Annotated in this window: 13 protein-coding genes; 4 read left to right on the top strand and 9 right to left on the bottom strand. The window is 64.2% G+C overall.

All coding sequences use genetic code 11. The annotated features are described in order from the left end of the window. Positions 1-371 precede the first annotated feature (371 nt). Genes ABX75_RS27230 through ABX75_RS27200 form a run of 7 tightly spaced genes read right to left on the bottom strand, consistent with a single transcriptional unit; the run spans position 372 to position 6,808 of the window. Complete coding sequence (locus ABX75_RS27230) at positions 372-1,403, bottom strand: ABC transporter substrate-binding protein (protein ID WP_034096954.1); 1,032 nt, start codon at positions 1,401-1,403, stop codon at positions 372-374. Positions 1,404-1,414: 11 nt separating this feature from the next. Then, positions 1,415-2,512, bottom strand: coding sequence for an FAD-binding oxidoreductase (locus ABX75_RS27225; RefSeq protein WP_034113089.1), 1,098 nt, complete (start codon positions 2,510-2,512; stop codon positions 1,415-1,417). Next, on the bottom strand, positions 2,509-3,852 hold the full coding sequence (locus ABX75_RS27220; RefSeq protein WP_034096956.1) for an NAD(P)/FAD-dependent oxidoreductase: 1,344 nt from the start codon (positions 3,850-3,852) through the stop codon (positions 2,509-2,511). Before ABX75_RS27220 ends, ABX75_RS27225 begins: the two co-directional genes overlap by 4 nt. Next, positions 3,849-4,139 (bottom strand): (2Fe-2S)-binding protein, encoded by a 291-nt coding sequence (locus ABX75_RS27215; RefSeq protein WP_040268003.1) that lies wholly within the window; start codon positions 4,137-4,139, stop codon positions 3,849-3,851. Before ABX75_RS27215 ends, ABX75_RS27220 begins: the two co-directional genes overlap by 4 nt. Continuing rightward, positions 4,139-4,933 (bottom strand): ABC transporter permease, encoded by a 795-nt coding sequence (locus tag ABX75_RS27210; protein ID WP_034137844.1) that lies wholly within the window; start codon positions 4,931-4,933, stop codon positions 4,139-4,141. The genes ABX75_RS27215 and ABX75_RS27210 overlap by 1 nt, the downstream gene beginning before the upstream one ends. 4 nt (positions 4,934-4,937) lie before the next feature. Beyond that, entirely contained in the window at positions 4,938-5,783 is an 846-nt protein-coding gene (locus ABX75_RS27205; protein WP_047883052.1) for an ABC transporter permease, read from the bottom strand. Next, positions 5,780-6,808, bottom strand: a complete 1,029-nt coding sequence (locus tag ABX75_RS27200) for an ABC transporter ATP-binding protein (protein ID WP_034096960.1) — start codon at positions 6,806-6,808, stop codon at positions 5,780-5,782. Before ABX75_RS27200 ends, ABX75_RS27205 begins: the two co-directional genes overlap by 4 nt. Before the next feature lie 243 nt (positions 6,809-7,051). Here ABX75_RS27200 and ABX75_RS27195 point away from each other — a divergent pair, with 243 nt between their 5' ends. The 3 genes from ABX75_RS27195 (at position 7,052) to ABX75_RS27185 (ending at position 10,555) form a co-directional block, all read left to right on the top strand. Next, a complete protein-coding gene (locus ABX75_RS27195) occupies positions 7,052-7,882 on the top strand; it encodes an IclR family transcriptional regulator (RefSeq protein WP_047883051.1) in 831 nt (276 codons plus the stop codon). 103 nt (positions 7,883-7,985) lie between these two features. Continuing rightward, on the top strand, positions 7,986-9,341 hold the full coding sequence (locus ABX75_RS27190) for an MATE family efflux transporter (protein WP_034096962.1): 1,356 nt from the start codon (positions 7,986-7,988) through the stop codon (positions 9,339-9,341). A gap of 41 nt (positions 9,342-9,382) precedes the next feature. Further along, entirely contained in the window at positions 9,383-10,555 is a 1,173-nt protein-coding gene (locus ABX75_RS27185; RefSeq protein ID WP_047883050.1) for an MFS transporter, read from the top strand. Between the two features lie 4 nt (positions 10,556-10,559). On the opposite strand, the gene ABX75_RS27180 is transcribed toward ABX75_RS27185, so the two are convergent. Next, entirely contained in the window at positions 10,560-10,922 is a 363-nt protein-coding gene (locus tag ABX75_RS27180; RefSeq protein ID WP_034096964.1) for a type II toxin-antitoxin system HicB family antitoxin, read from the bottom strand. Continuing rightward, the gene (locus tag ABX75_RS27175; protein WP_034096965.1) at positions 10,919-11,170 is read right to left on the bottom strand and encodes a type II toxin-antitoxin system HicA family toxin; all 252 of its coding nucleotides are present in this window, start codon (positions 11,168-11,170) and stop codon (positions 10,919-10,921) included. The genes ABX75_RS27180 and ABX75_RS27175 overlap by 4 nt, the downstream gene beginning before the upstream one ends. A 209-nt stretch (positions 11,171-11,379) precedes the next feature. On the opposite strand from ABX75_RS27175, the gene ABX75_RS27170 reads away from it, so the two are divergent. Beyond that, on the top strand, positions 11,380-21,131 hold a 9,752-nt coding region (locus ABX75_RS27170), incomplete at its 3' end, for a non-ribosomal peptide synthetase (protein ID WP_053060119.1).

The following is a 21,131-nucleotide window of genomic DNA, read 5'->3' as shown; positions in this document are numbered from 1 at the left end:
CTCCCAGAGTTAAATTCCTCTGGGCCACCACCCGGCAACTCGGCGCATCTGGCCTCAATAGCCATAGATCTCTACACACGTTTCAAAGGCTGAAATAACTCTGTGGTGAGCGGGCTTGCCCCGCGCTGGGCCGCGAAGCGGCCCCATTCCAGGCGATGTGGTTTAGCTGACACACCGAGGTGCCTGGGTTTGGGGCTGCTTCGCAGCCCAGCGCGGGGCAAGCCCGCTCACCACAGCAAGCCCTCTCCCAGAGTTAAATTCCTCTGGGCTACCACCCGGCAACTCGGGGCATTTGGCCCCAATAGCCATAGATCTTTACACACGTTTCAAAGGCTGAAATAACTCTGTGGTGAGCGGGCTTGCCCCGCGCTCTACCGCTCAATCGACCGACTCCACCGCGCATTCCACTCCGGCCGCGCCTGGTTCACCTGGTCCCAATCAATCGAAATCGCTGTCTGCAAATAACCCTGCATCGCCTCCACCCGCGCGCGGGTTTTGTCGGTGGTCGGCGTGGTCGGGTTCGAGGGGATTTGGTCACCTTCCTCCAGCGCCGGCGCCTGGGCTTCGGCGCTCAGCAGGTAGGCCGCGAGTTTCTGCGCCAGCTCCGGCTGGTCGTTGCGGGCGATTACGCATTCGGCGACGTTGAGCACGACCGCGCCTTCCTTGGGTTGCGCATATTCCATCGGTACGCCGAGCAGTTTCTGGGTAGCGACCTGGGTTGGGGTGAGGGGGAAGATCGCGGCTTCGTCGGTCTGCACCATCTCGGAGATTTTCGCCGAGCTGGCGATGTATTCCAGTACGTTGGGGCCGACGGTTTTCGGCCAGGCCTTGAAGCCGGGGTCCACGTTGGTCTCATCGCCGCCCTGCAAACGGTTGAACATCAAGAAACCGTGCAGGCCGAAGGTGGAGGAGGCCAGGGACTGGAACACCACTTTGTCCTTGAAGCGTGGGTCGGCCAGGTCCATCCACGACGTCGGGGCGGCCCAGCCTTTTTCCTTGAACAGCCTGGCGTTGTAGCCCAGGCCGGTGACGCCCAGGGTCACGGCCACCGCTTGGTCCTTGATTTTCGCCTTGGCCGGGATTTGCTCCAGGGTCGGGCTGGGCGTGAGTTTGTCGCACAGGCCCATGGAAATGGCGCGGTACATGATGCCGTCGTCGAGGAACATCACATGCATCTGCGGGTTGTTTTTATTGGCCTGGACCTTGGCGAGAATGTCCGACGAGGTGCCGGGTACGATCACCACTTTGACGTTGTTGGCCTTCTCGAACGCGGGCAGTACTTTATCGGCATACACCCGTTCCATGGTGCCGCCGTTCATGCCCAGATACAGCGTCGGCGCGGCATGGGCACCGGCGGCGAACAGGGCGAGGGTCAAGCAGGACAGTGCATTACGTGGGTTCATGGTTTTTCCTCTCAGGCTTGGAATCGACGGATGGAAAACGCTTCGATGGGCTGACGGCTGGCGCCCGAGCAGACGATCTCTGCCAAGGCTTCACCGACGGCAGGGCCGAGCTGGAACCCGGCGCCGGCAAAGCCGAAACCGTGGAGCAGACCCGGTGTGGTGCTGCTGGGACCGATCACCGGTTCATGATCGGGCAAGTAACCTTCGGTGCCGCTCCAGGTGCGAATCGCCTGGGCGCCCTGAAGAAACGGGTACAGCTCGGCGGCATTGCGCAGAATCTCCAGCACTGCCGCTTGCCCAGGGCGTGCTTGACGCGGCCCGAGGGCAAAACCACGCCCGCCACCCAGGATGCAATTGCCTCGCGCCACCTGGCGCGCATAGATCCCGCCGCCTTCGACGCCCGTGCTCACGTCCATCACTACCGGCAGCGGCTCGGTCACCAGCATCGCCGGGTGCGCCGAGGTGATCGGCACCGGTTCACCGAACTGTGCGGCCACGCTGCCGGCCCAGGCACCGGCACAGTTCAACAGCCATGGCGCGTGCAAGTGCAGGCCATTGGCACAGTGCACTTGGAACACGCGGCCATCGTGCTCGATGCGTACCACTTCGGCCTGTTCGTGCACGACCGCACCGTGACGCTGCGCCGCGCGGGCAAAGGCCGGTGACACCAGGCGCGGGTTGGCATGCCCGTCTTCCGGGCACAGCGAGGCGCCGACCGCCACGTCGCCCACCCACGGGAAGCGCGCGCGCAGTTCGGCGCGATCCAGCAGTTGCAGGCCCAGATCAAACTCGCGGGTGCGCTCGGCGTAGGCGTGCAGCGCGGCGAAATCGGCGGCGCTGCGGGCCAATTTCAGATGCCCGCAGCGCACGTATTCGCCGTCGATGCCGATCAAACCCGGTAACTCGCCCCATAACTGATGGGCGCGCTGCGACAGTGGCAATTGATGCAAGGGCCGACCCTGGCGGCGCACGCCGCCGTAATTGACGCCGCTGGAATGAGAGCCGCAAAAGTCACGCTCCACCAGCGTCACGTGCTGGCCTTTTTGGGCGAGCATCAACGCCGCCGACGCGCCAACAATACCGCCCCCCAGTACGATCACGTCGCTCATGGCTGCACCTGCACGCCAAACGGCAGCGGCTTGATCGGGGCTTGACCACGTAGGCGACCGACGTCCTCAACGCTGCGGCCGCTGCGCTCAGCGACAATCTCCGCTGCCGCCAACCCACACAACCGGCCCTGGCAGCGCCCCATGCCGACGCGGCAGTGGGCCTTGACCCGATTGATCTCCCAGTGACCGGCGTCCACCACCGCGCGGATATCGCCGGCGCTGACTTCTTCGCAGCGACACACGGTCAGATTGTCCGGCGCTTGTGCCGCCCACTTTTCTGGAAAGGGAAACGCGGTCTCCAGGCCCAGGCGAAAGCGCTGGATGCGCGCCAATTGCTGTTCCAGCACGGCGGGCCTGTGCCGATCAATGGCGATGCCGACGTCTTCCAGTAGCGCCAGCGCCGCGCGTTCGCCGGCCATTTGCGCAGCGTCCGCACCCATGATTGCGGCGCCGTCACCTGCCAGGTATACGCCGTTTACGCTGCTGCGCCCGGCGCTATCGCGGGTGGGCAGCCAGGCGCGGTTCAAGGGGTTCCAGGCGAATGCACAACCGAGCAGATCGGCCAGTTGGGTTTCGCTACGCAGGGCATGGGCGAAGGCGACGGCGTCGCAGGCGAGGGTGTGGGCGCCCCAACGAATGCCGCTGACCCGTTGCACACCGTCGATCTGCGCCAGCGTCGCGCCCTGATGCACGGGCACCCCGTGGGCCGTCAGCCAGGCGCGGTAGTACATGCCCTTGGCCAGCGTCGCCGGTTGCCCAAGCAGGGCCGGCAGCGCGCGGCACTGGGCGCTGAACGGGGCGCTGTCGAGCACCGCTACCACCGTCGCGCCGGCCTTGGCGTATTGGTACGCCACCAAATACAACAAAGGCCCGCTGCCACACAGCGCCACCCGCTCACCGATTGCGCAGCCCTGATACTTCAAGGCGATCTGCGCTGCGCCCAGGCTGTAGACACCGGGCAAGGTCCAACCGGGCACCGGCAGGATACGGTCGGTGGCACCGGTGGCGACGATCAGCCGCGAATACTCGACGCTGTCGGCGCGGTTATCCGTGAACAGGTCCAGGCGCTGGTCCTCGGCATTCCACACCAGGGTGCGTGGCCGATAATCGATCAAGGGGGCCAGCTCATCCAGGGTGCGATGCACGGCCTGGGCCTTGCCCGCTTCGAAGCCATAGAGCTGCTGGGCGGTGCGCTGGAAGCCTTCGGGTTGGCGCCGATAAATCTGCCCGCCGCCGCGCAGACCTTCGTCCACCAGGCAGGCGCGGATGCCGTAATCGAGCAGGGTGCGCGCCGCGCTGATGCCCGCCGGGCCTGCGCCCACAATCACCACCGGCTTCATGCTGTACGCCCCGGATCGCGGCGGATCGCCTGGCCTTCTTCCAGCAGGGTCGAACAGGCCCGCACGCGCCGGCCGTCCTCCAGCCGCACCCAGCAATCCTGGCAGGCGCCCATCAGGCAAAACCCGGCGCGGCGCTCGGCGCTGAAGTCGCTGCCGCGCAGGTGTTCGCTGCAGGTCAGCACGGCGGTCAGCAGGGTGTCGCCGAGCAAGGCGCTGGCCGGCTGACCGTCGAGGGTAAACGCGACCACAGGGCGCGCGGTGTCGGCCAAGCGTTTGAACAAGCCCATCAATGTTTCCCCACCAGTACGCGGTCCAGGCCGTAGACCCGGTCCAGCAGAATCATGGTCGCTGCCGTCAGCGCGATCACCAGCGCCGACACCGCCGCCATCATCGGATCGATGGATTCGGTGGCGTACACGTACATGCGCACCGGCAGGGTTTGGGTCGCCGGCGAGCTGACGAAAATCGACAAAGTCACTTCATCGAAACTGTTGATAAACGCCAGCAGCCAGCCGCCGGCCACGCCGGGCAGGATCATCGGCAGGGTGATCTGACGAAACAGCGTAAAGCGGCCGGCCCCCAAGGATTCGGCGGCCTGCTCGGCGCTGCGGTCGATGCCGATGGCCGCCGCCAGCACCAGGCGCAGCACGTACGGGGTGATGATCACGACGTGGGCGAGCATCAGCCAAGTGAAGCTGCCGTTCACCCCCATCAGGGCGAACAGACGCAACATCGCTACCCCCAGCACCAGGTGCGGAATGATGATCGGCGACAGGAACAAGGCGCTGAAAAAGTCGCGCCCCGGAAACGAGTAGCGACTGATCGCCAACGCCGCCGGCACTGCGATCAGCGTGGCCAGGGTCGCGGCGCTGAACGCCAGGATCAGGCTGTTGTAGAACGCCTGGATAAAGTCGGCACGCTCGAACACCGCGCGGAACCAGCGCAGGGAGAAACCCTGGGTCGGCAGACTCAAGGTGTTCTCCGGGGTAAACGCCACCAGGCATACCACCACCAGCGGCGCCATCATGAACAGCACCACCAAGCCATGGAAGCCGAGGGCCAAAGGACCGTTTCTGGACATGTGTCTAAACCCCCAGGGACTTTTTGTAACGGCTTTCGAGCAGGCGGTTCCAGCTCAGCATGATCAGCAGATTGACCAGCAACAGCACCACCGCGATGGTCGCGCCCATGGGCCAGTTGAGTTCCGAGAGGTACTGGTCGTACACCACGGTGGCGACCATTTTCAGGCGGCGTCCGCCGAGCAGGCCGGGAATAGCGAACGAGCTGGCGGCCAGGCCGAACACAATCAGGGTGCCGGACAGCACCCCCGGCATCACCTGGGGTAACACGATCTTGCGCATCACCGTGGCCTGGCTGGCGCCGAGGGACAGCGCCGCCTGTTCGGCCGACGGGTCGAGCTTTTGCAGCGAGGTCCACACCGGAATGATCATGAACGGCAGCATCACATGCACCAGCGCGATGATCACCGCGAACGGCGTGTACAACAGCTTCACCGGGCGCCCGCCGAGTAGTTGAATCAATTGGTTGACCAGGCCATCGGCCCCCAACAGCAGGCTCCAGCCGAACGCGCGCACCACTACCGATATCAGCAGCGGGGTGAGGATCAGGATCAGAAAGATCGAGCGCCACGGTGTACCCATGCGGCTGAGGATGTAGGCCTCCGGCACGCCGATCACCACGCACAGCAAGGTGACCAACGCGCTGATCCAAAACGTGCGCCAGAAGATCTCGTAGAAATACGCATCGCTGAACAGCGCCAGGTAATGGGCGAGGGTCCACTCATGGGCCTTCACCCCCACTTGGTAGTCGAACACGTTGAACGACAGCACTAGGGTCAGCCCCAACGGCAGGATCAGCAGCCCGGTAAACAGCAGCAGCGCCGGCAGCGACAGCAGATAGCCCCGACTCATGGGCGTACCTCGTCGGCAGCCAGCACCCGCAGCAACTCGGCCGGCCACTCAAGGCCCACCGCTGCGCCGTTGCCCAGCGGTGCGCTGCCATCGTTGGCGCGCACCACGGTGATTTCACCCAGCGAAGTGTGGATGCGGTACAGCCATTGGCTGCCGAAGAAGAAGCGGTCGAGCACCTGGCCTTGCAGGCGGCCGCTGCCGGCGTTGACCAGCTGGATTTTCTCCGGGCGCAGGCTGAGGGTCAGTTCGCCGTCGCCGCTTGCCTGCCGCACTTGCGGCGTGCCGAGGGCGTCGTAATCGCCGGGCAACAGGTTGGCCTTGCCTACGAAGTCAGAAATAAAGCGTGTGCGCGGGTGTTCGTAGAGGGTGTAGGGCGCGTCGATCTGGGTCACGCGGCCGGCCTCCATCACCACCACGCGGTCGCTGATGGACAGCGCTTCGGCCTGGTCATGGGTGACCATCAGCGTGGTGATGCCCACCGCGCACTGGATGCGGCGGATCTCGAACTGCATCTCTTCGCGCAGGTTGGCGTCGAGGTTGGACAGCGGCTCATCCAGCAGCAGCACCGGCGGTTCAATCACTAAGGCGCGCGCCAGGGCCACGCGTTGGCGCTGGCCGCCGGACAGCTCACGGGGGTAACGCTCGGCGTGGGGAGCCAGGCGCACCAGGTCGAGCACGGTCTTGACCTTGCTGGCGATCTCGGCGGCGGGCACTTTGCGCATCTTCAGGCCGAAGGCGACGTTGTCGCGCACGCTCATGTGCGGGAACAGCGCGTAGCTCTGGAACACCACGCCCAGGCCACGGCTGGCGGGCTTGGCGTGGGTGATGTCGCGCCCATCCAGCAGGATCTGGCCGCTGGTCACCTCGACGAAGCCGGCAATCATTTGCAGGGTAGTGGTCTTGCCACAGCCCGAAGGGCCGAGCAGGGAAACGAACTCGCCTTTTTCCACGGCCAGGTCGGTGGCGACCACGGCGTCGACGGCGCCGTAGCGTTTGCTCAAGGCGTTGAGTTGGAGAAATGCCATGTCTGCGTTCCACCTTTTTCAGTCGCGTCGAAACGCGCTTTTTTTGTTTTGGGCAGATGCGAAAAGCGTATTGCGGGTGCGTTGGCGCTCGATCTTGAGTCGGCTGCCGCGTGTTGTTCGTTTTCGCCCCTGTGGACGCAGATTAGGACGAAGACTAGGATGCGCGAAAGATGGAATTTCACTGAACGAACTACTTTTTTCAGTTTTATTCATTCACCAGAATTAATAGCGAGAAGACGCGGTATGGATTCCACTGAGCGGAATGAAAATCTAAAGGAAGTTGGCGCCGGTGCTGTGTCGCGCGTGTTTGCGTTGTTGCGCGCATTGGGCGAAGTCTGCGAAGGCGGCGAACGGGTAACGCAGCTCGCGCAACAGGTCGGCCTTTCGCAACCCACCACCCACCGCCTGCTACGCAGCCTGATGGAAGAGGGCATGGTGGAGCAGGATGCGCGCAGCAAGCGCTATCGCCTGAGCCTGGAGTTCTTCGCCCTGGCGGCCAATGCGGGCAAGACCGGCAACCTGCGCGACCTGGTGCGACCGAGTCTGTTGCGCCTGAGCGCCTCCTTGGGCGATTCGCTGTTTTTGCTGGCGCGCAGCGGCTTCGATGCGATTTGCCTGGACCGCAGCGAAGGTCCGTACCCGATCCGCACCTTCACCGGCGACATCGGTGGGCGCGTGGCCCTGGGTGTGGGGCAGGGCAGCCTGGCCATCCTGGCCTACTTGCCGGAGGAAGAACGCGAAACCGTGATCCGCTACAACCTGCCCCGGCTCAAGGACTTTCACCTCTACGACGAAGTGCTGCTGCGGTCGGAAGTGGAGAATGTGCGCACCCTGGGCTATGCGGCGCGTAACACCGGGGTGCTGGAAGGCATGGCGGGCCTGGCGGTGCCGATCCTCAATCGCGAGGGGCACGCGGTGGCTGCGTTGAGTGTGGCGACCATCAGTGATCGCTTGGGGCCGAGCCGCTTGCCGATGGTGGTGGAATTGCTCAAGCGCGAAGCCGCAGCCATCGGGCCGAGGATCAATCCCTTTGATCCGACGTCACGCAGGCCGTCGAAGACGTTTGGCGATTGAGCCTGGCCGATCGTCCTGTCGATAAAGGACAAACCTCGGGAAGATAGGATCCAATTACGGTATAACCCTCGGACGCTCTAGCTCTCCGAGGCCCGGTTTTTTCATGCAAAGCCCTTTGCAACGTCCGCTGTGGCAGGTCTACCTGATCTTTCTCGCACCGATGGTGCTGTCCAACTTCCTGCAAAGTTTGTCCGGCACCCTCAATGGCATCTATGTCGGGCAAATGCTCGGCACCCAGGCTCTGGCAGCGGTGTCGGGGATGTTCCCGGTGGTGTTCTTTTTCATCGCCCTGGTGATCGGCCTGGGGGCGGGCGCGTCGGTGTTGATCGGCCAGGCGTGGGGCGCTCAGGAAACGGCAATGGTCAAGTCCATCACCGGCGCTACGCTGGCCCTGGGCGCGCTGGTGGGCGTGAGTGCGGCGGTGCTGGGCAGTCTGTTTGCGCGCTCGGCGTTACAGGCCCTTGGCACGCCGCTGGATGTGCTCGACGATGCGGTCGGCTATGCGCGGATGATGATGCTGATCATGCCGTTACTGCTGGTGTTCATCCTCTACACCCAACTGTTGCGCGGCGTCAGTGACACCATTTCACCCTTGCTGGCGCTGATGGTTTCGACCCTGGTGGGCCTGCTGCTGACTCCCGCGTTGATTGGCGGCTGGATCGGCCTGCCACCCCTGGGCATCCAGAGCGCGGTGTACGCCGGTCTGGTGGGCAACGGGGCGGCGATGCTGTTTTTGATCCTGCGCCTGCGCCGCAAACAGCATGTGATGGCGCCGGATCGCGAGTTACTTGCGGCTTTACGCCTGGACCGCGCGATTCTCGGCAAAGTGCTGCGCATCGGCTTGCCCACCGGCCTGCAAATGGTGGTGTTGTCGCTGTCGGAATTGGTCATCCTGGCGCTGGTCAACGGCCACGGCTCCCAAGCCACTGCGGCTTATGGCGCGGTGACGCAGATCGTCAACTACGTGCAGTTCCCGGCCTTGTCGATAGCCATCACGGCCTCGATCCTCGGCGCCCAGGCAATCGGCGCCGGGCGCCTGGAGCGCATCGGCCCGATCCTGCGCACCGGCCTGCTGATCAACACCTGCCTGACCGGCGGCCTGATTGTGCTCGGCTATGCACTGTCGCACTGGTTGCTGGGGCTGTTCATCACTGAGGCGCAGGCGCGGGTCAACGCTGAACACCTGTTGCACATCATGTTGTGGAGCATCCTGGTGTTCGGCTTTCAGGCTGTGGTGGGGGGCATCATGCGCGCCAGTGGCGTGGTGCTGATGCCGGTAGCGATTTCGATTTTCTGCGTGCTGTGCGTCGAGTTGCCGATGGCCTACCTGTTCAATGCGCATTTCGGTCTGGAAGGGGTGTGGATGGCCTTCCCGGTCACCTACCTGGCGATGCTCGGGCTGCAGACCGCGTATTACCGGTTGGTATGGCGGCATAAGCAGATCAAACGGTTGGTGTGATGGAAAAAATGCGCACATTCGGCACAGAAGGCGTCTGAGTCATGGCAAACCCTTACGCGGATTTATTCCAGGTTCCCGGCGCCCGCGCCTTTGTGCTGGCGGGCATGCTTGCGCGCATGCCAGTGTCGATGACCGGTATCGGCCTGATCACCATGCTCTCGCAAGTGCAGGGTGGCTATGGCCTGGCGGGCTCGGTGGCGGCGGTGTTTGCCCTGGCCACGGCGTTCTGTGCGCCCCAGGTCTCGCGCCTGGTGGATCGCTACGGGCAGGGTCGGGTGCTGCCGATCGCTGCGTTGATTGGCGGCGGCGCGTTATTACTGTTGTTGTTATGCACGCGCCTGCAGGCGCCGACCTGGACGCTGTTTGTATTTGCCGCGCTGTGCGGCTGCATGCCGAACATGTCAGCCATGGTGCGAGCACGCTGGACCGAGGTGTATCGCGGCCAACCCCGATTGCGCACGGCGTTTGCCCTGGAGTCGGTGCTCGATGAGGTGTGCTTTATCATTGGCCCGCCGATTTCGGTCGGGCTGAGCGTCGTAGTGTTTCCCGAGGCCGGGCCGTTAGCGGCGGCGCTGCTGCTGGCCGTAGGTGTCACCACCTTCGTGTTGCAGCGCGAGACCGAACCGCCGGTGCATGCGCATCAGGATCATCACGGCCGCTGGCTGATCGCGTCGCCCTCGGTGCTGATCCTGATGATCCTGCTGCTGGCCATGGGCGTGATCGTCGGCGTGGTGGATGTGGTCAGCGTGGCGTTCGCCCAGCAGCAGGGCCAGCCGGCGGCGGCGAGCATTGTGCTGTCGGTGTATGCCATCGGCTCGTGCCTGGCCGGGCTGGGCTTCGGCGCCCTCAAACTCAAGGCGTCCTTGCCACGGCAGTTCCTCACTTGCGGGGTGGCGACGGCGCTGACCACCGTGCCGTTGCTGTGGGCAAGCAATATCCCTGGCCTAGCCGTGGCGATTTTTATCTCCGGGCTGTTTTTCGCGCCAACGCTGATCGTCTCCATGGCCCTGGTGGAGCGCCTCGTCCCGCCCAGCCGCCTGACCGAAGGCATGACCTGGCTGATCACCGGCCTGAGCATCGGGGTAGCCATTGGCGCCGCGAGTTCCGGCTGGATGATCGACCACTTCGGTGCCGCCAGCGGGTTCTGGGTGGCGCTGGCCGCGGGAGGCGTGGTACTGGGGGCGGCATTACTGGGGTATCGGCGGTTGGGGTAGTTTGCTATGCGCTGGGGTGAAGTTCCGCGAAGTGATGTTGCAGGAACTCACTCAGCGCCTGACGCGTCAGGTCATTGAGTGTGACTTTCTTGCGGGTCGCCGCCAGCGCCGCAGCCAAATGCAGGTCATGTCCAACCCGCACATTGAAAGAGCCCTTGCATGGCTTTTCCGGGGTTTGACCAAGGTTCTGGCACGTCACGAGATAGTCGTCCACGGCCGCCTGAAAAGCGGCATCCAAATCAGCGACGGTTTTTCCTTCGTAGCTGATCAGCGCCTTGATGAACAAGATCTTGCCGAACAGGCAGTTGTCTTCAAGGCTGGCCTCGATAGAGCCGATGTAGCCTTTGTGTTTGAGTTGGTTGTTCACTGAATCAGTTCTCCTGATTTCAATTGTTCGATGATCTGGCGTCGAATGTAGTGCTTCAGTTCGTTGCCAGGGTGAGGCTTGTGCAGCGTGATCATGGCAGTGGGGTCGCCACTGTCGAACTTGACGCGGCTTCCAGCCCCTTCGATCTGTGTGTAGCCCAGGCGACGCAGCAGCGTGACGAGTTCGGGCCATGTAAATGCCATTTGCTCATTGAGCAGTTTGGCCAGCAGCTTTTCATTTTTGGACACGGCGTTCCTTGCGTGTAACTAAATGTAGTTGCAGAGAGTGGTTTGCGTCAATGCTAGCTCGGTTACGTGCAGCTTTCCCGTCACAGGTGTAACCCTTGATGACGCTCGGTTTCGCGCCTGCATCCCCTCGCTAATTTTTCCTTTCGCGATTCGTTTTATAGGGACGACGTGCCTTTGTGCTTCCTGCCTATTGCTCCGGATCCCAAGAAATGAATGCTGAAGACTCCTTGAAACTTGCTCGCCGGTTTATCGGGTTGCCCCTGGAAAAACGCCAGCGGTTCTTGCAGGCCTTACAGACAGAAGGCGTGGAGTTTTCGCGGTTTCCGATTCCGGCTGGGGTGCAGGCGGAGGATCGCCAGGCGTTGTCCTATGCGCAGCAGCGCATGTGGTTTCTTTGGCAATTGGACCCGACCAGTGGCGCCTATAACTTGCCGGGCGCGGTGCGGCTCAAAGGCACGCTGAGCTTGCGGGCTATGGAGCAGGCGTTCGCCAGTCTGGTCGAGCGCCACGAAACCCTGCGCACGGTGTTTCAGCGCCAGGCTGATGAGCGCTTGTCCCAGGTGGCCATCGAGCCCTCGGTGGTGGTGGAGCAGCTCGACCTGAGCGACCTGCCGCCGGCCGAGCGGGAGCAGGCGGTGAGCGACGCGGCGGTGCGCCAGTCGCTGTTGCCGTTCGATCTGGAGCATGGTCCGCTGCTGCGCGTGCAACTGCTCAAACTCGCCGAGCAGGAGCATGTGCTGCTGCTGACCCTGCACCATATCGTCTCCGACGGTTGGTCGATGAATGTGCTGATCGACGAATTCATCCGCTGCTACGACGCCTACGAACGCAACGAAACACCCCGACTGCCGCCGCTGCCGATCCAATACAGCGACTACGCCCTGTGGCAGCGCCGCTGGCTGGAAGCGGGGGAGCAGGCGCGGCAACTGGATTACTGGCAGGCGCGCCTGGGGGATGAGCACCCAGTGCTGGAACTGCCCACCGACCGCCCGCGCCCGGCCATGCCCAGCTACCAGGGCACTCGCCATCACTTCGCGATTGACGCGGACCTTGCCGCGCAATTGCGCAGTTGTGCGCAGCGCCACAATGTCACTCTGTTCATGCTGTTGCTGGGTGCGTTCAACGTGCTGCTGCATCGCTATACCGGCCAGGGTGACATCCGCGTCGGCGTGCCGATCGCCAACCGCAACCGCACGGAAGTCGAGGGGCTGATTGGCTTCTTCGTCAACACTCAGGTGCTGCGCACTGAACTGACCGGGCAAACCCGCGTCGCCGAACTGCTGCAAGCCATCAAGGAACATGCCCTCGGCGCCCAGGCCCATCAGGAATTGCCCTTCGAGCGCCTGGTGGAAGCGCTGCACGTCGAGCGCAGCCTGAGCCATACGCCGCTGTTCCAGGTGATGTACAACCACCAACCGGTGGTGGCCGATATCGCCTCGGTCAGCACCGCCTCGGGCCTGGAGCTGGCCCTGGTGGAGTGGCAAGGCCGTACTACCCAGTTCGACCTGACCCTGGATACCTACGAAAAATCCGGCACCCTGCACGCTGCGCTGACCTACGCCAACGACCTGTTCGACGCGCCGTCCATCGAGCGTATGGCCCGCCACTGGATCAGCCTGCTGCACACCATGGTGGGCGATGGCGAGCAGCGTATCGGCGAGTTGCCGATGCTGGACGCCGACGAACTTCAACGCGTGATCCACACCTGGAACCAGACTGCGCAAACCTATCCCACCGAGCGCGGCATTCACCACCTGATCGAAGACCAGGTACGCGCTACCCCGGATGCGCCGGCCTTGCAGTTCGGCGATACCACCCTGAGCTATGCCCAGCTCGATACCCGCGCCAACCGTTTGGCCCATGCGTTGATCGAGCAGGGCGTTGGCCCGGATAGGTTGGTCGGGATCTGCGCCGAGCGTTCGGTGGAGATGGTCATCGGCCTGCTGGCGATTCTCAAGGCGGGCGGCGCCTATGTGCCGCTCGACCCCGAATACCCCCAGGAGCGCCTGGCCTACATGCTTGAAGACAGCGGCGTCCAACTGCTGCTTACCCAGCAGAGCCTGCTGCCGTCGTTGCCCACTGCGGGTATCCGGGTGATTGCCCTCGATCAGCCTGGCGATTGGCTGGAGGGCTACAGCAGCGCATCGCCCGAAGTGACCGTGCACGCGCTGAACCTGGCCTACGTGATCTACACCTCCGGCTCCACCGGCAAACCCAAGGGGGCCGGTAACAGCCATCGCGCTTTGGTCAACCGGCTGTGCTGGATGCAGCAAGCCTATGGCTTGGGCGTGCGCGACGCGGTGTTGCAGAAGACGCCATTCAGCTTTGACGTGTCGGTCTGGGAGTTCTTCTGGCCGCTGATGACCGGCGCGCGCCTGGTGGTCGCGGCCCCCGGCGAACACCGCGAACCGGCGCGCCTGATCGAGAGCATCGAACGCCATGCCATCACCACCGTGCACTTCGTGCCGTCGATGCTGCAAGCGTTTATCCACGAGCCGGGCGTGCAGGGTTGCGCGAGCCTCAAGCGCATCGTGTGCAGCGGCGAAGCCTTGCCGCTGGAGGCGCAGCAGCAGGTGTTCGCCAAGTTGCCGAATGCCGGCCTGTACAACCTTTACGGCCCGACCGAAGCCGCCATCGACGTGACCCACTGGTCCTGCGTCGACGAAGGCGCCGACTGTGTACCCATCGGCCGTCCTATCGCCAACCTCGGCACCTACGTGCTCGACGCCCAGCTCAACCCGCTGCCCGCCGGGGTATCCGGCGAGCTGTACCTGGGCGGCGTCGGCCTGGCACGCAGTTACCATCGGCGTGGCGCGCTGACCGCCGAGCGCTTCGTGCCCAGCCCGTTCGGCGCGGGGGCGCGTCTGTACCGGACCGGCGACCGTGTGCGCCAGCGTGCCGATGGGGTGATCGAATACCTCGGACGCCTCGATCATCAGGTCAAGCTACGGGGGCTGCGTATCGAGCTGGGGGAAATCGAAACACGTCTGTTGCAGCACCCGTCAGTGCGCGAAGCCGTGGTGCTGGTGCAGGGCGGCAAGCAATTGGTAGCCTATCTGGTGCCGCAGGGTGACGCGCCGGACGACCTCAAGGGCTGGCTGCTCAACAACCTGCCGGAATACATGGTGCCGACCCATTGGGTGCACCTGGCCAAACTGCCGGTGACCGCCAATGGCAAGCTCGACCGTAAAGCCTTGCCGCTGCCGGACGCCGCGCCACAGCAGGCTTACAGCGCCCCGCAGAATCCCATGCAACAGGCGCTGGCGGCGATCTGGAGTGATGTGCTTGGCGTATCCCAGGTCGGCCTGGACGACAACTTTTTCGAACTGGGCGGCGATTCGATCATCTCCATCCAGGTGGTCAGCCGCGCGCGTCAGGCCGGTATCCGCCTCAGCCCGCGGGACCTGTTCCAGTACCAGAGTGTGCGCGGCCTGGCGCAGATCGCGAGCTTTGAGCAACTGGCGGTGATCGACCAAGGCCCTGTCAGCGGCGACGTGATCCTGACCCCAGTGCAGGCCAGCTTCTTCGAGCAGGCGATCCCGGCGCGTCAGCACTGGAACCAATCGCTGCTGCTGACCCCGCGCGAAGCCTTGGTACCGGCACGCCTGGAAGCGGCCCTGACCCGGTTGATCAACCATCACGACGCCCTGCGCCTGCGCTTCGTCGAGCGGGACGGCCAATGGCAGCAACAGCACGCCGCGCCGATCACTGAGGCGGCATTGTGGCAAACCCAGGTCGCCGACGATAACGAGCTGGCCGCACTGTGCGATGAGGCCCAGCGCAGCCTGGACCTGGCACGCGGCCCGTTGCTGCGCGCCGTGCTGCTGACAATGACCGATGGCACGCAGCAGTTGCTGCTGGTAATCCATCACCTGGTGGTCGACGGCGTGTCCTGGCGCGTACTGCTGGACGATCTGCAACAGGCTTATCGCCACGCCGCATTGCCAGCCAAAACCAGCGCCTACCAACAATGGGCGCAACAGTTGCAGGCCCATGCACTGACCCTTGATGCCCAACTGCCGTACTGGCAGGCGCAGTCCATGGCGACGGAGCTGCCCTGCGACAACCCTCACGGCGGCCTGCAAAACCGCCTGGGCCGCACCCTTGAAATCCGCCTCGACGCCGAGCACACCCGCCAGCTCTTGCAGGATGCTCCAGCGGCTTATCGCACCCAGGTCAACGACCTGCTGCTGACCGCCCTGGCGCGCGTCATCAGCCGTTGGAGCCAGCAACCTGCGGCGTTGATCCAACTGGAAGGCCATGGCCGGGAAGACCTGTTCGACAGCCTCGACCTGAGCCGCACCGTCGGTTGGTTCACCAGCCTGTTCCCGCTGCGCTTGCAGGCCAACGGCGAGTTGTCGAGCGCGATCAAGGCGGTCAAGGAACAGCTGCGCGCCGTGCCGCACAAAGGCATCGGCTATGGCCTGCTGCGCTACCTCGGCACCCCGGACGCGCGTGCAAGCCTGGCGAGCCAGGCCGCGCCGCGCATTACCTTCAACTACCTGGGCCAATTCGACCGCCAGTTCGACGAGGCGGCGCTATTCGTCCCGTCGCCACAGGGCAGCGGCCAGGCCCAGGACCCCGAGGCGCCGTTGGCCAACTGGCTGACAGTGGAAGGGCAGGTGTATGGCGGCGAGCTGGCGTTGCGTTGGGGCTTTAGCAGCGAGATGTTCGACGAGACGACCGTCCAGCGTCTGGCCGACGACTATGCCGCCGAACTCAAGGCCGTGATCGAGCTGTGCTGTGCCACACCGGCGGGGCAGGTCACGCCGTCGGATTTCCCCCTGGCGCGCCTGAGCCAGGCGCAATTGGACGGGTTGCCTGTGGCGGGGCCGCAGATTGCCGATCTCTACCCGCTGTCGCCGATGCAGCAGGGCATGCTGTTCCACAGCTTGTACGAACCCGAGGCCCAGGCCTATATCAACCAACTGCGCCTGGATATCGAAGGCCTGGACCTGCTGGCGTTCGGGCGTGCCTGGCAGGCCGCCCTGGACCGCCATGACATCCTGCGCAGCAGCTTTCATTGGCTGGGCCTGCACAGCGCCCATCAACTGATCCAGCGCCATGTCGATTTGCAGTTGCAGGTGATCGAAGACACGGGCGCCGATCTGGATGCACTGGCCGAAGCCGAGCGCGACAAGGGCTTTGCCCTCGACGCGGCGCCGCTGTTTCGCCTGATGCTGGTGCGCGGCGCCGGCCACGGGTGGCACCTGATATTCACCAGTCACCACATCCTGATGGATGGCTGGAGTAACGCCCAATTGCTTGCCGAAGTGATCGCTCACTACGCCGGCCATGCCGTCCCTGCGCCGGCAGGGCAGTTCCGCGATTACCTCGGCTGGTTGCAGCAACAGCCCAGCGGCGAAGCGTTCTGGAAAGCCGCATTGGCACCGCTGGAAGCGCCGACCCTACTCGCCGACACGCTGCGCACACCGGTCAACGGCACCGGCATGGCCGATTACTCCATGGTGCTGGACGCCGACTTCACCCGCGCCCTCGGTGAATTTGCCCGCGCACGTAAAGTCACCCTTAACACCGTGCTGCAAGGTGCCTGGGCCTTGCTGTTGCAGCGTTACACCGGCCAAGCCTGCGTGGCCTTCGGTGCCACGGTGGCCGGGCGTTCGGCACCGTTGCCGGGGATCGAGCAGCAGTTGGGCCTGTTTATCAATACCTTGCCCATCGTCAGCGCGGCGTCGCCTTCGCAGTCGGCCGCCGATTGGCTCAGCGCGTTGCAAACCCTCAACCTGAGCCTGCGCGATCACGAACACGTGCCGCTCTATGACATTCAAGGCTGGGCCGGCCAACAGGGCGCGCTGTTCGATACCTTGCTGGTATTCGAAAACTTCCCGGTGGCCGAAGCCCTCAAACAGGGCGCGCCCGCCGGGTTGACGTTCGGACCATTGCACAACCACGAACGCACCCATTACCCGCTGACCCTGGGCATAGAGCTAGGCGCGAGCCTGCGTCTGGAATTCAGCTACGACCGTGCACGTTTGAGTGCCGAGCAGGTCGGCCGACTGGGCGCCAACCTGCGGCATCTGCTGGTGCAACTGCTCGCCGATGCCCAGGCGCCGTTGGGCAGCCTGCAGCTGCTGGCGCCCGACACCCGGCGCGAACTGCTCGCCCGCAGTCAATCAGCTGCCGCTGCCCAGAGCCGCGCGCGCGTGCATGAACGCATCGCCGCCCAGGCCGCCAGCACCCCCGACGCACTGGCCGTGCAGGCGGCTAACGAACAGTTGAGCTACGCACAGCTCAACGCGCGAGCCAACCGTCTGGCTCATCGTCTGCTGGAGCTTGGCGTTGCTCCCGGCCAGCGCGTGGGCCTGGCGTGTCGCCGTGGTCCGCAGTTGATCGTCAGCCTGTTGGCCGTGCTCAAGAGCGGCGCGGCCTATGTGCCGCTGGACCCCAAGTACCCCGCCGAGCGCTTGGCCTACATGCTGGCCGACAGTCGCTTGAACCTGCTGCTCAGCGAAACCGGGCTGCTTGCCGACCTGCCGTTGCCCGAGGCCCTGACCCGCTTGGACTTCAGTGCCGAGGGGGCGGAGCTGGCGGGCTACTCGGCGCTCAATCCGCCCAACCATGCCGCCGCTGCCGACCTGGCCTACGTGATCTACACCTCAGGTTCCACCGGCCAGCCCAAGGGCGTGGCCATCGACCATGCCGCTCTCGGCCAGTTCTGCGACAGCGCCGCCCGCTATAGCCAATTGCGTAGCGATGACCGTGTGCTGCAGTTCGCCACGTTCAGCTTCGACGGCTTTGTCGAGCAGTGTTACCCACCACTGTGCATGGGCGCGGCGCTGATCATGCGCGGTGACGAGCTGTGGGACGCCGGGCAACTGGCACGGGAAATCGTCGAGCAGGGCGTGACCCTGGCCGACCTGCCAGCGGCCTACTGGTACCTGCTGGCCAAGGAGTGCGCCGTGGATGGCCGAACGCTGGGCAACCTGCGCCAGGTGCATGTGGGGGGCGAGGCGATGTCGGTGGAAGGGCTGCGCGCCTGGCACGCCGCTGGGCTGGGCGCTGTGCGCCTGGTCAACACCTACGGGCCGACCGAGGCCACCGTGGTGTCCAGCGTGCACACCTGCCAACTGGCGGATGCCAGCGAAGCGTTTGGCGTACCGATTGGCCGCGCCATCGAAGGCCGTGGGCTGTATGTGCTCGACAGTACCTTCGACCTGCTGGACAGCGAAGGCGTCGGCGAGCTGTGCATCGGCGCCGAAGCCGGCCTGGCCCAGGGGTACTTCGACCGCCCGGCGCTGACCGCTGAACGCTTCCTGCCCGACCCGTTTTCCAGCACGCCGGGTGCGCGGCTCTACCGCAGTGGCGACCTGGCCCGCTACAACGCGGCGGGCGCCCTGGAGTATGTGGGGCGTATCGACCATCAAGTCAAAGTGCGTGGTTTCCGTATCGAAATGGGCGAGATCGAAGCCCATCTGCAAGGCTTGCCGCAGGTACGTGAGGCGGCCGTGATCGCCCAGCCGAGCGCGACCGGTGCGCAACTGGTGGCCTACGTCGTACCGGCCCTGGAGCAGCCGCTGAATACCCAGGCCCTGGCGGCGACCTTGCAGCGCTCCCTGCCGGACTACATGGTGCCCGCGCACTGGGTGGTGCTCGATGCGCTGCCCTTGAACCCCAGCGGCAAACTCGACCGCCGCGCGCTGCCGGCCCCGGACCTGAGCCAATCGCCCCAAGCCTACCGTGCCGCGCAAACCCCGCTGCAACAGCAACTGGCGGCCATCTGGCAGGCGGTGTTGCAGGTCGAGTCGGTGGGGCTGGATGACCACTTTTTCGAACGTGGCGGCCACTCCTTGCTGGCCACCCAGGTGATCTCTCGGGTGCGTCACGACCTCAAGCGGGAAGTCCCGTTGCGCGTCTTGTTCGAACAGCCGACGCTGGAAGCGTTTGCCGTGGCGTGCGCGGACGTGCAGGCCGACACCGCGCCGCCGATGGTCAGCGTGTCGCGCGAGCAGCCGCTGGCACTGTCCTATGCCCAGGAGCGCCAATGGTTTCTGTGGCAACTGGACCCGACCAGCGCGGCGTATCACATGCCCAGTGCATTGCGTCTGCGGGGGCCGTTGAATGTCGATGCGCTGCAACAGGCCCTGGATGCCCTGGTCGCTCGCCACGAAAGCTTGCGCACCCATCTGCTCCAGGAAGCCGAGCGCACTGTGCAGGTGATCAGCCCGCAGGTACACCTTGCCATGGCCGTGCTCGATACCGATGAAGCGCACCTTGAAGCCACACTGCAAGCCTGTATCGCGCAACCTTTCGACCTGCGTGCGGGGCCGCTGATGCGGGTCAACCTGCTACGCCTGACCGAAGATGAGCATGTGCTGGTGCTGGTACAGCACCACATCATTTCCGATGGCTGGTCGATGCAGGTGATGGTCGACGAGCTGGTGCAGCTCTATGGCGCTTGCAGTCAGGGCCAGCGCCTGCAATTGCCGGCGCTGCCGATTCAATATGCCGATTACGCGGTGTGGCAACGCCAGTGGATGGAGGCGGGCGAGAAGGCGCGTCAACTGAGCTACTGGCGCGAGCTGCTGGGCGGTGAGCAACCGGTGCTGGAGCTGCCGTTCGATTATCAGCGCCCGGCGGTACCGAGCCATCGTGGCGCGCGTTTGTCCATTGACCTGTCGAGCCCGTTGCTCGACGACCTCAGGGCCCTGGCTCAGCGTGAAGGGGTGACCCTGTTTATGCTGTTGCTGGCGTCTTATCAGGCGCTGCTGCACCGCTACAGCGGCCAACAGGACATTCGCGTTGGCGTGCCGATTGCCAACCGCAACCGTGTGGAAACCGAGCGTCTGATTGGCTTCTTCGTCAATACCCAGGTACTCAAAGCCGAGATCGATGGTCACGTCAGCGTGCGCCAATTGTTGGCCCAGGTGAAAGAGCGTGCCCTGGAAGCCCAGGCCCATCAGGACCTGCCCTTCGAGCAATTGGTCGAGGCCCTCCAGCCCGAGCGCAGCCTGAGCTTGAGCCCATTGTTCCAAGTGGCGTTCAACCACCATATCAGCCAGTCCGGCCAGCATCTGCAGCGTCTGGCGCATTTGGACATGATCCCGGTGACGTGGGGCGACACCAATGCGCATTTCGATCTGGTGTTGGATATCGATGAGTCCCAGGAGCGGCTCAACGCTTCGTTGAGCTACGCCACCGACCTGTTTACCGCCGCCACCATCGAACGTATGAGCCGCCACTGGCACAACCTGTTGCAGGCAATGGTGGCCGACCCGCAGCAAAGCATCGGCCAGTTGAAATTGCTGGATGACGCGGAACAACAGCACATTCTGCACCTGTGGGACCGCAGCGATGCCGGCTTCTCGGCCCAGCGCCTGGTGCACGAATTGTTCGCCGACCGCGCCCGGGAAACCCCCGATGCCGTAGCGGTGAAATTCGACACCCAAACCCTGACCTACGGCGAGCTGGACCGCCAGGCCAACCGCCTGGCCCATGCGTTGATTGCCCGTGGGGTTGGCGCCGAGGTTCGCGTGGCTATCGCCATGCCGCGCAGTGCCGAGATCATGGTGGCGTTCCTGGCAGTCATGAAGGCTGGTGGAGTGTATGTGCCGCTGGATATCGAATATCCGCGTGATCGGCTGCTGTATATGTTGGAGGACAGCTGCGCTCAGTTGCTGCTGACGCATTCGACGGTGCAGCCGCGCTTGCCGATCCCGGATGGCCTGCATGTCCTTGCAATTGATCACACACCGCTCTGGTCCGACAATCGCGATACCGCCCCCAACGCCGCACTGGACGGCGACAACCTGGCCTACGTGATCTACACCTCCGGCTCCACCGGGATGCCCAAAGGGGTGGCGGTGGCCCACGGCCCGTTGGTGGCGCATATCATCGCCACCGGCGAACGCTACGAAACCGGCCCGACCGACTGCGAACTGCACTTTATGTCGTTCGCCTTCGACGGTTCCCACGAAGGCTGGATGCACCCGCTGATCAACGG

The organism is Pseudomonas sp. ARP3, assembly GCF_001029595.1.
GTDB classification, from domain to species: Bacteria; Pseudomonadota; Gammaproteobacteria; order Pseudomonadales; family Pseudomonadaceae; genus Aquipseudomonas; species Aquipseudomonas rhodesiae.
Note: the sequence above shows the minus strand (reverse complement) of the source record. Positions and strands in the feature narration are given on the sequence as shown.

Excerpts from the sequence above, each read along its gene's own strand:
- ABX75_RS27225 (WP_034113089.1), bottom strand. The coding sequence starts at position 2,512 with ATGAGCGACGTGATCGTACTGGGGGGCGGTATTGTTGGCGCGTCGGCG.
- ABX75_RS27205 (WP_047883052.1), bottom strand. The coding sequence starts at position 5,783 with ATGAGTCGGGGCTATCTGCTGTCGCTGCCGGCGCTGCTGCTGTTTACC.
- ABX75_RS27190 (WP_034096962.1), top strand. The coding sequence starts at position 7,986 with ATGCAAAGCCCTTTGCAACGTCCGCTGTGGCAGGTCTACCTGATCTTT.
- ABX75_RS27230 (WP_034096954.1), bottom strand. The coding sequence starts at position 1,403 with ATGAACCCACGTAATGCACTGTCCTGCTTGACCCTCGCCCTGTTCGCC.
- ABX75_RS27210 (WP_034137844.1), bottom strand. The coding sequence starts at position 4,933 with ATGTCCAGAAACGGTCCTTTGGCCCTCGGCTTCCATGGCTTGGTGGTG.
- ABX75_RS27200 (WP_034096960.1), bottom strand. The coding sequence starts at position 6,808 with ATGGCATTTCTCCAACTCAACGCCTTGAGCAAACGCTACGGCGCCGTC.
- ABX75_RS27195 (WP_047883051.1), top strand. The coding sequence starts at position 7,052 with ATGGATTCCACTGAGCGGAATGAAAATCTAAAGGAAGTTGGCGCCGGT.
- ABX75_RS27215 (WP_040268003.1), bottom strand. The coding sequence starts at position 4,139 with ATGGGCTTGTTCAAACGCTTGGCCGACACCGCGCGCCCTGTGGTCGCG.
- ABX75_RS27220 (WP_034096956.1), bottom strand. The coding sequence starts at position 3,852 with ATGAAGCCGGTGGTGATTGTGGGCGCAGGCCCGGCGGGCATCAGCGCG.
- ABX75_RS27185 (WP_047883050.1), top strand. The coding sequence starts at position 9,383 with ATGGCAAACCCTTACGCGGATTTATTCCAGGTTCCCGGCGCCCGCGCC.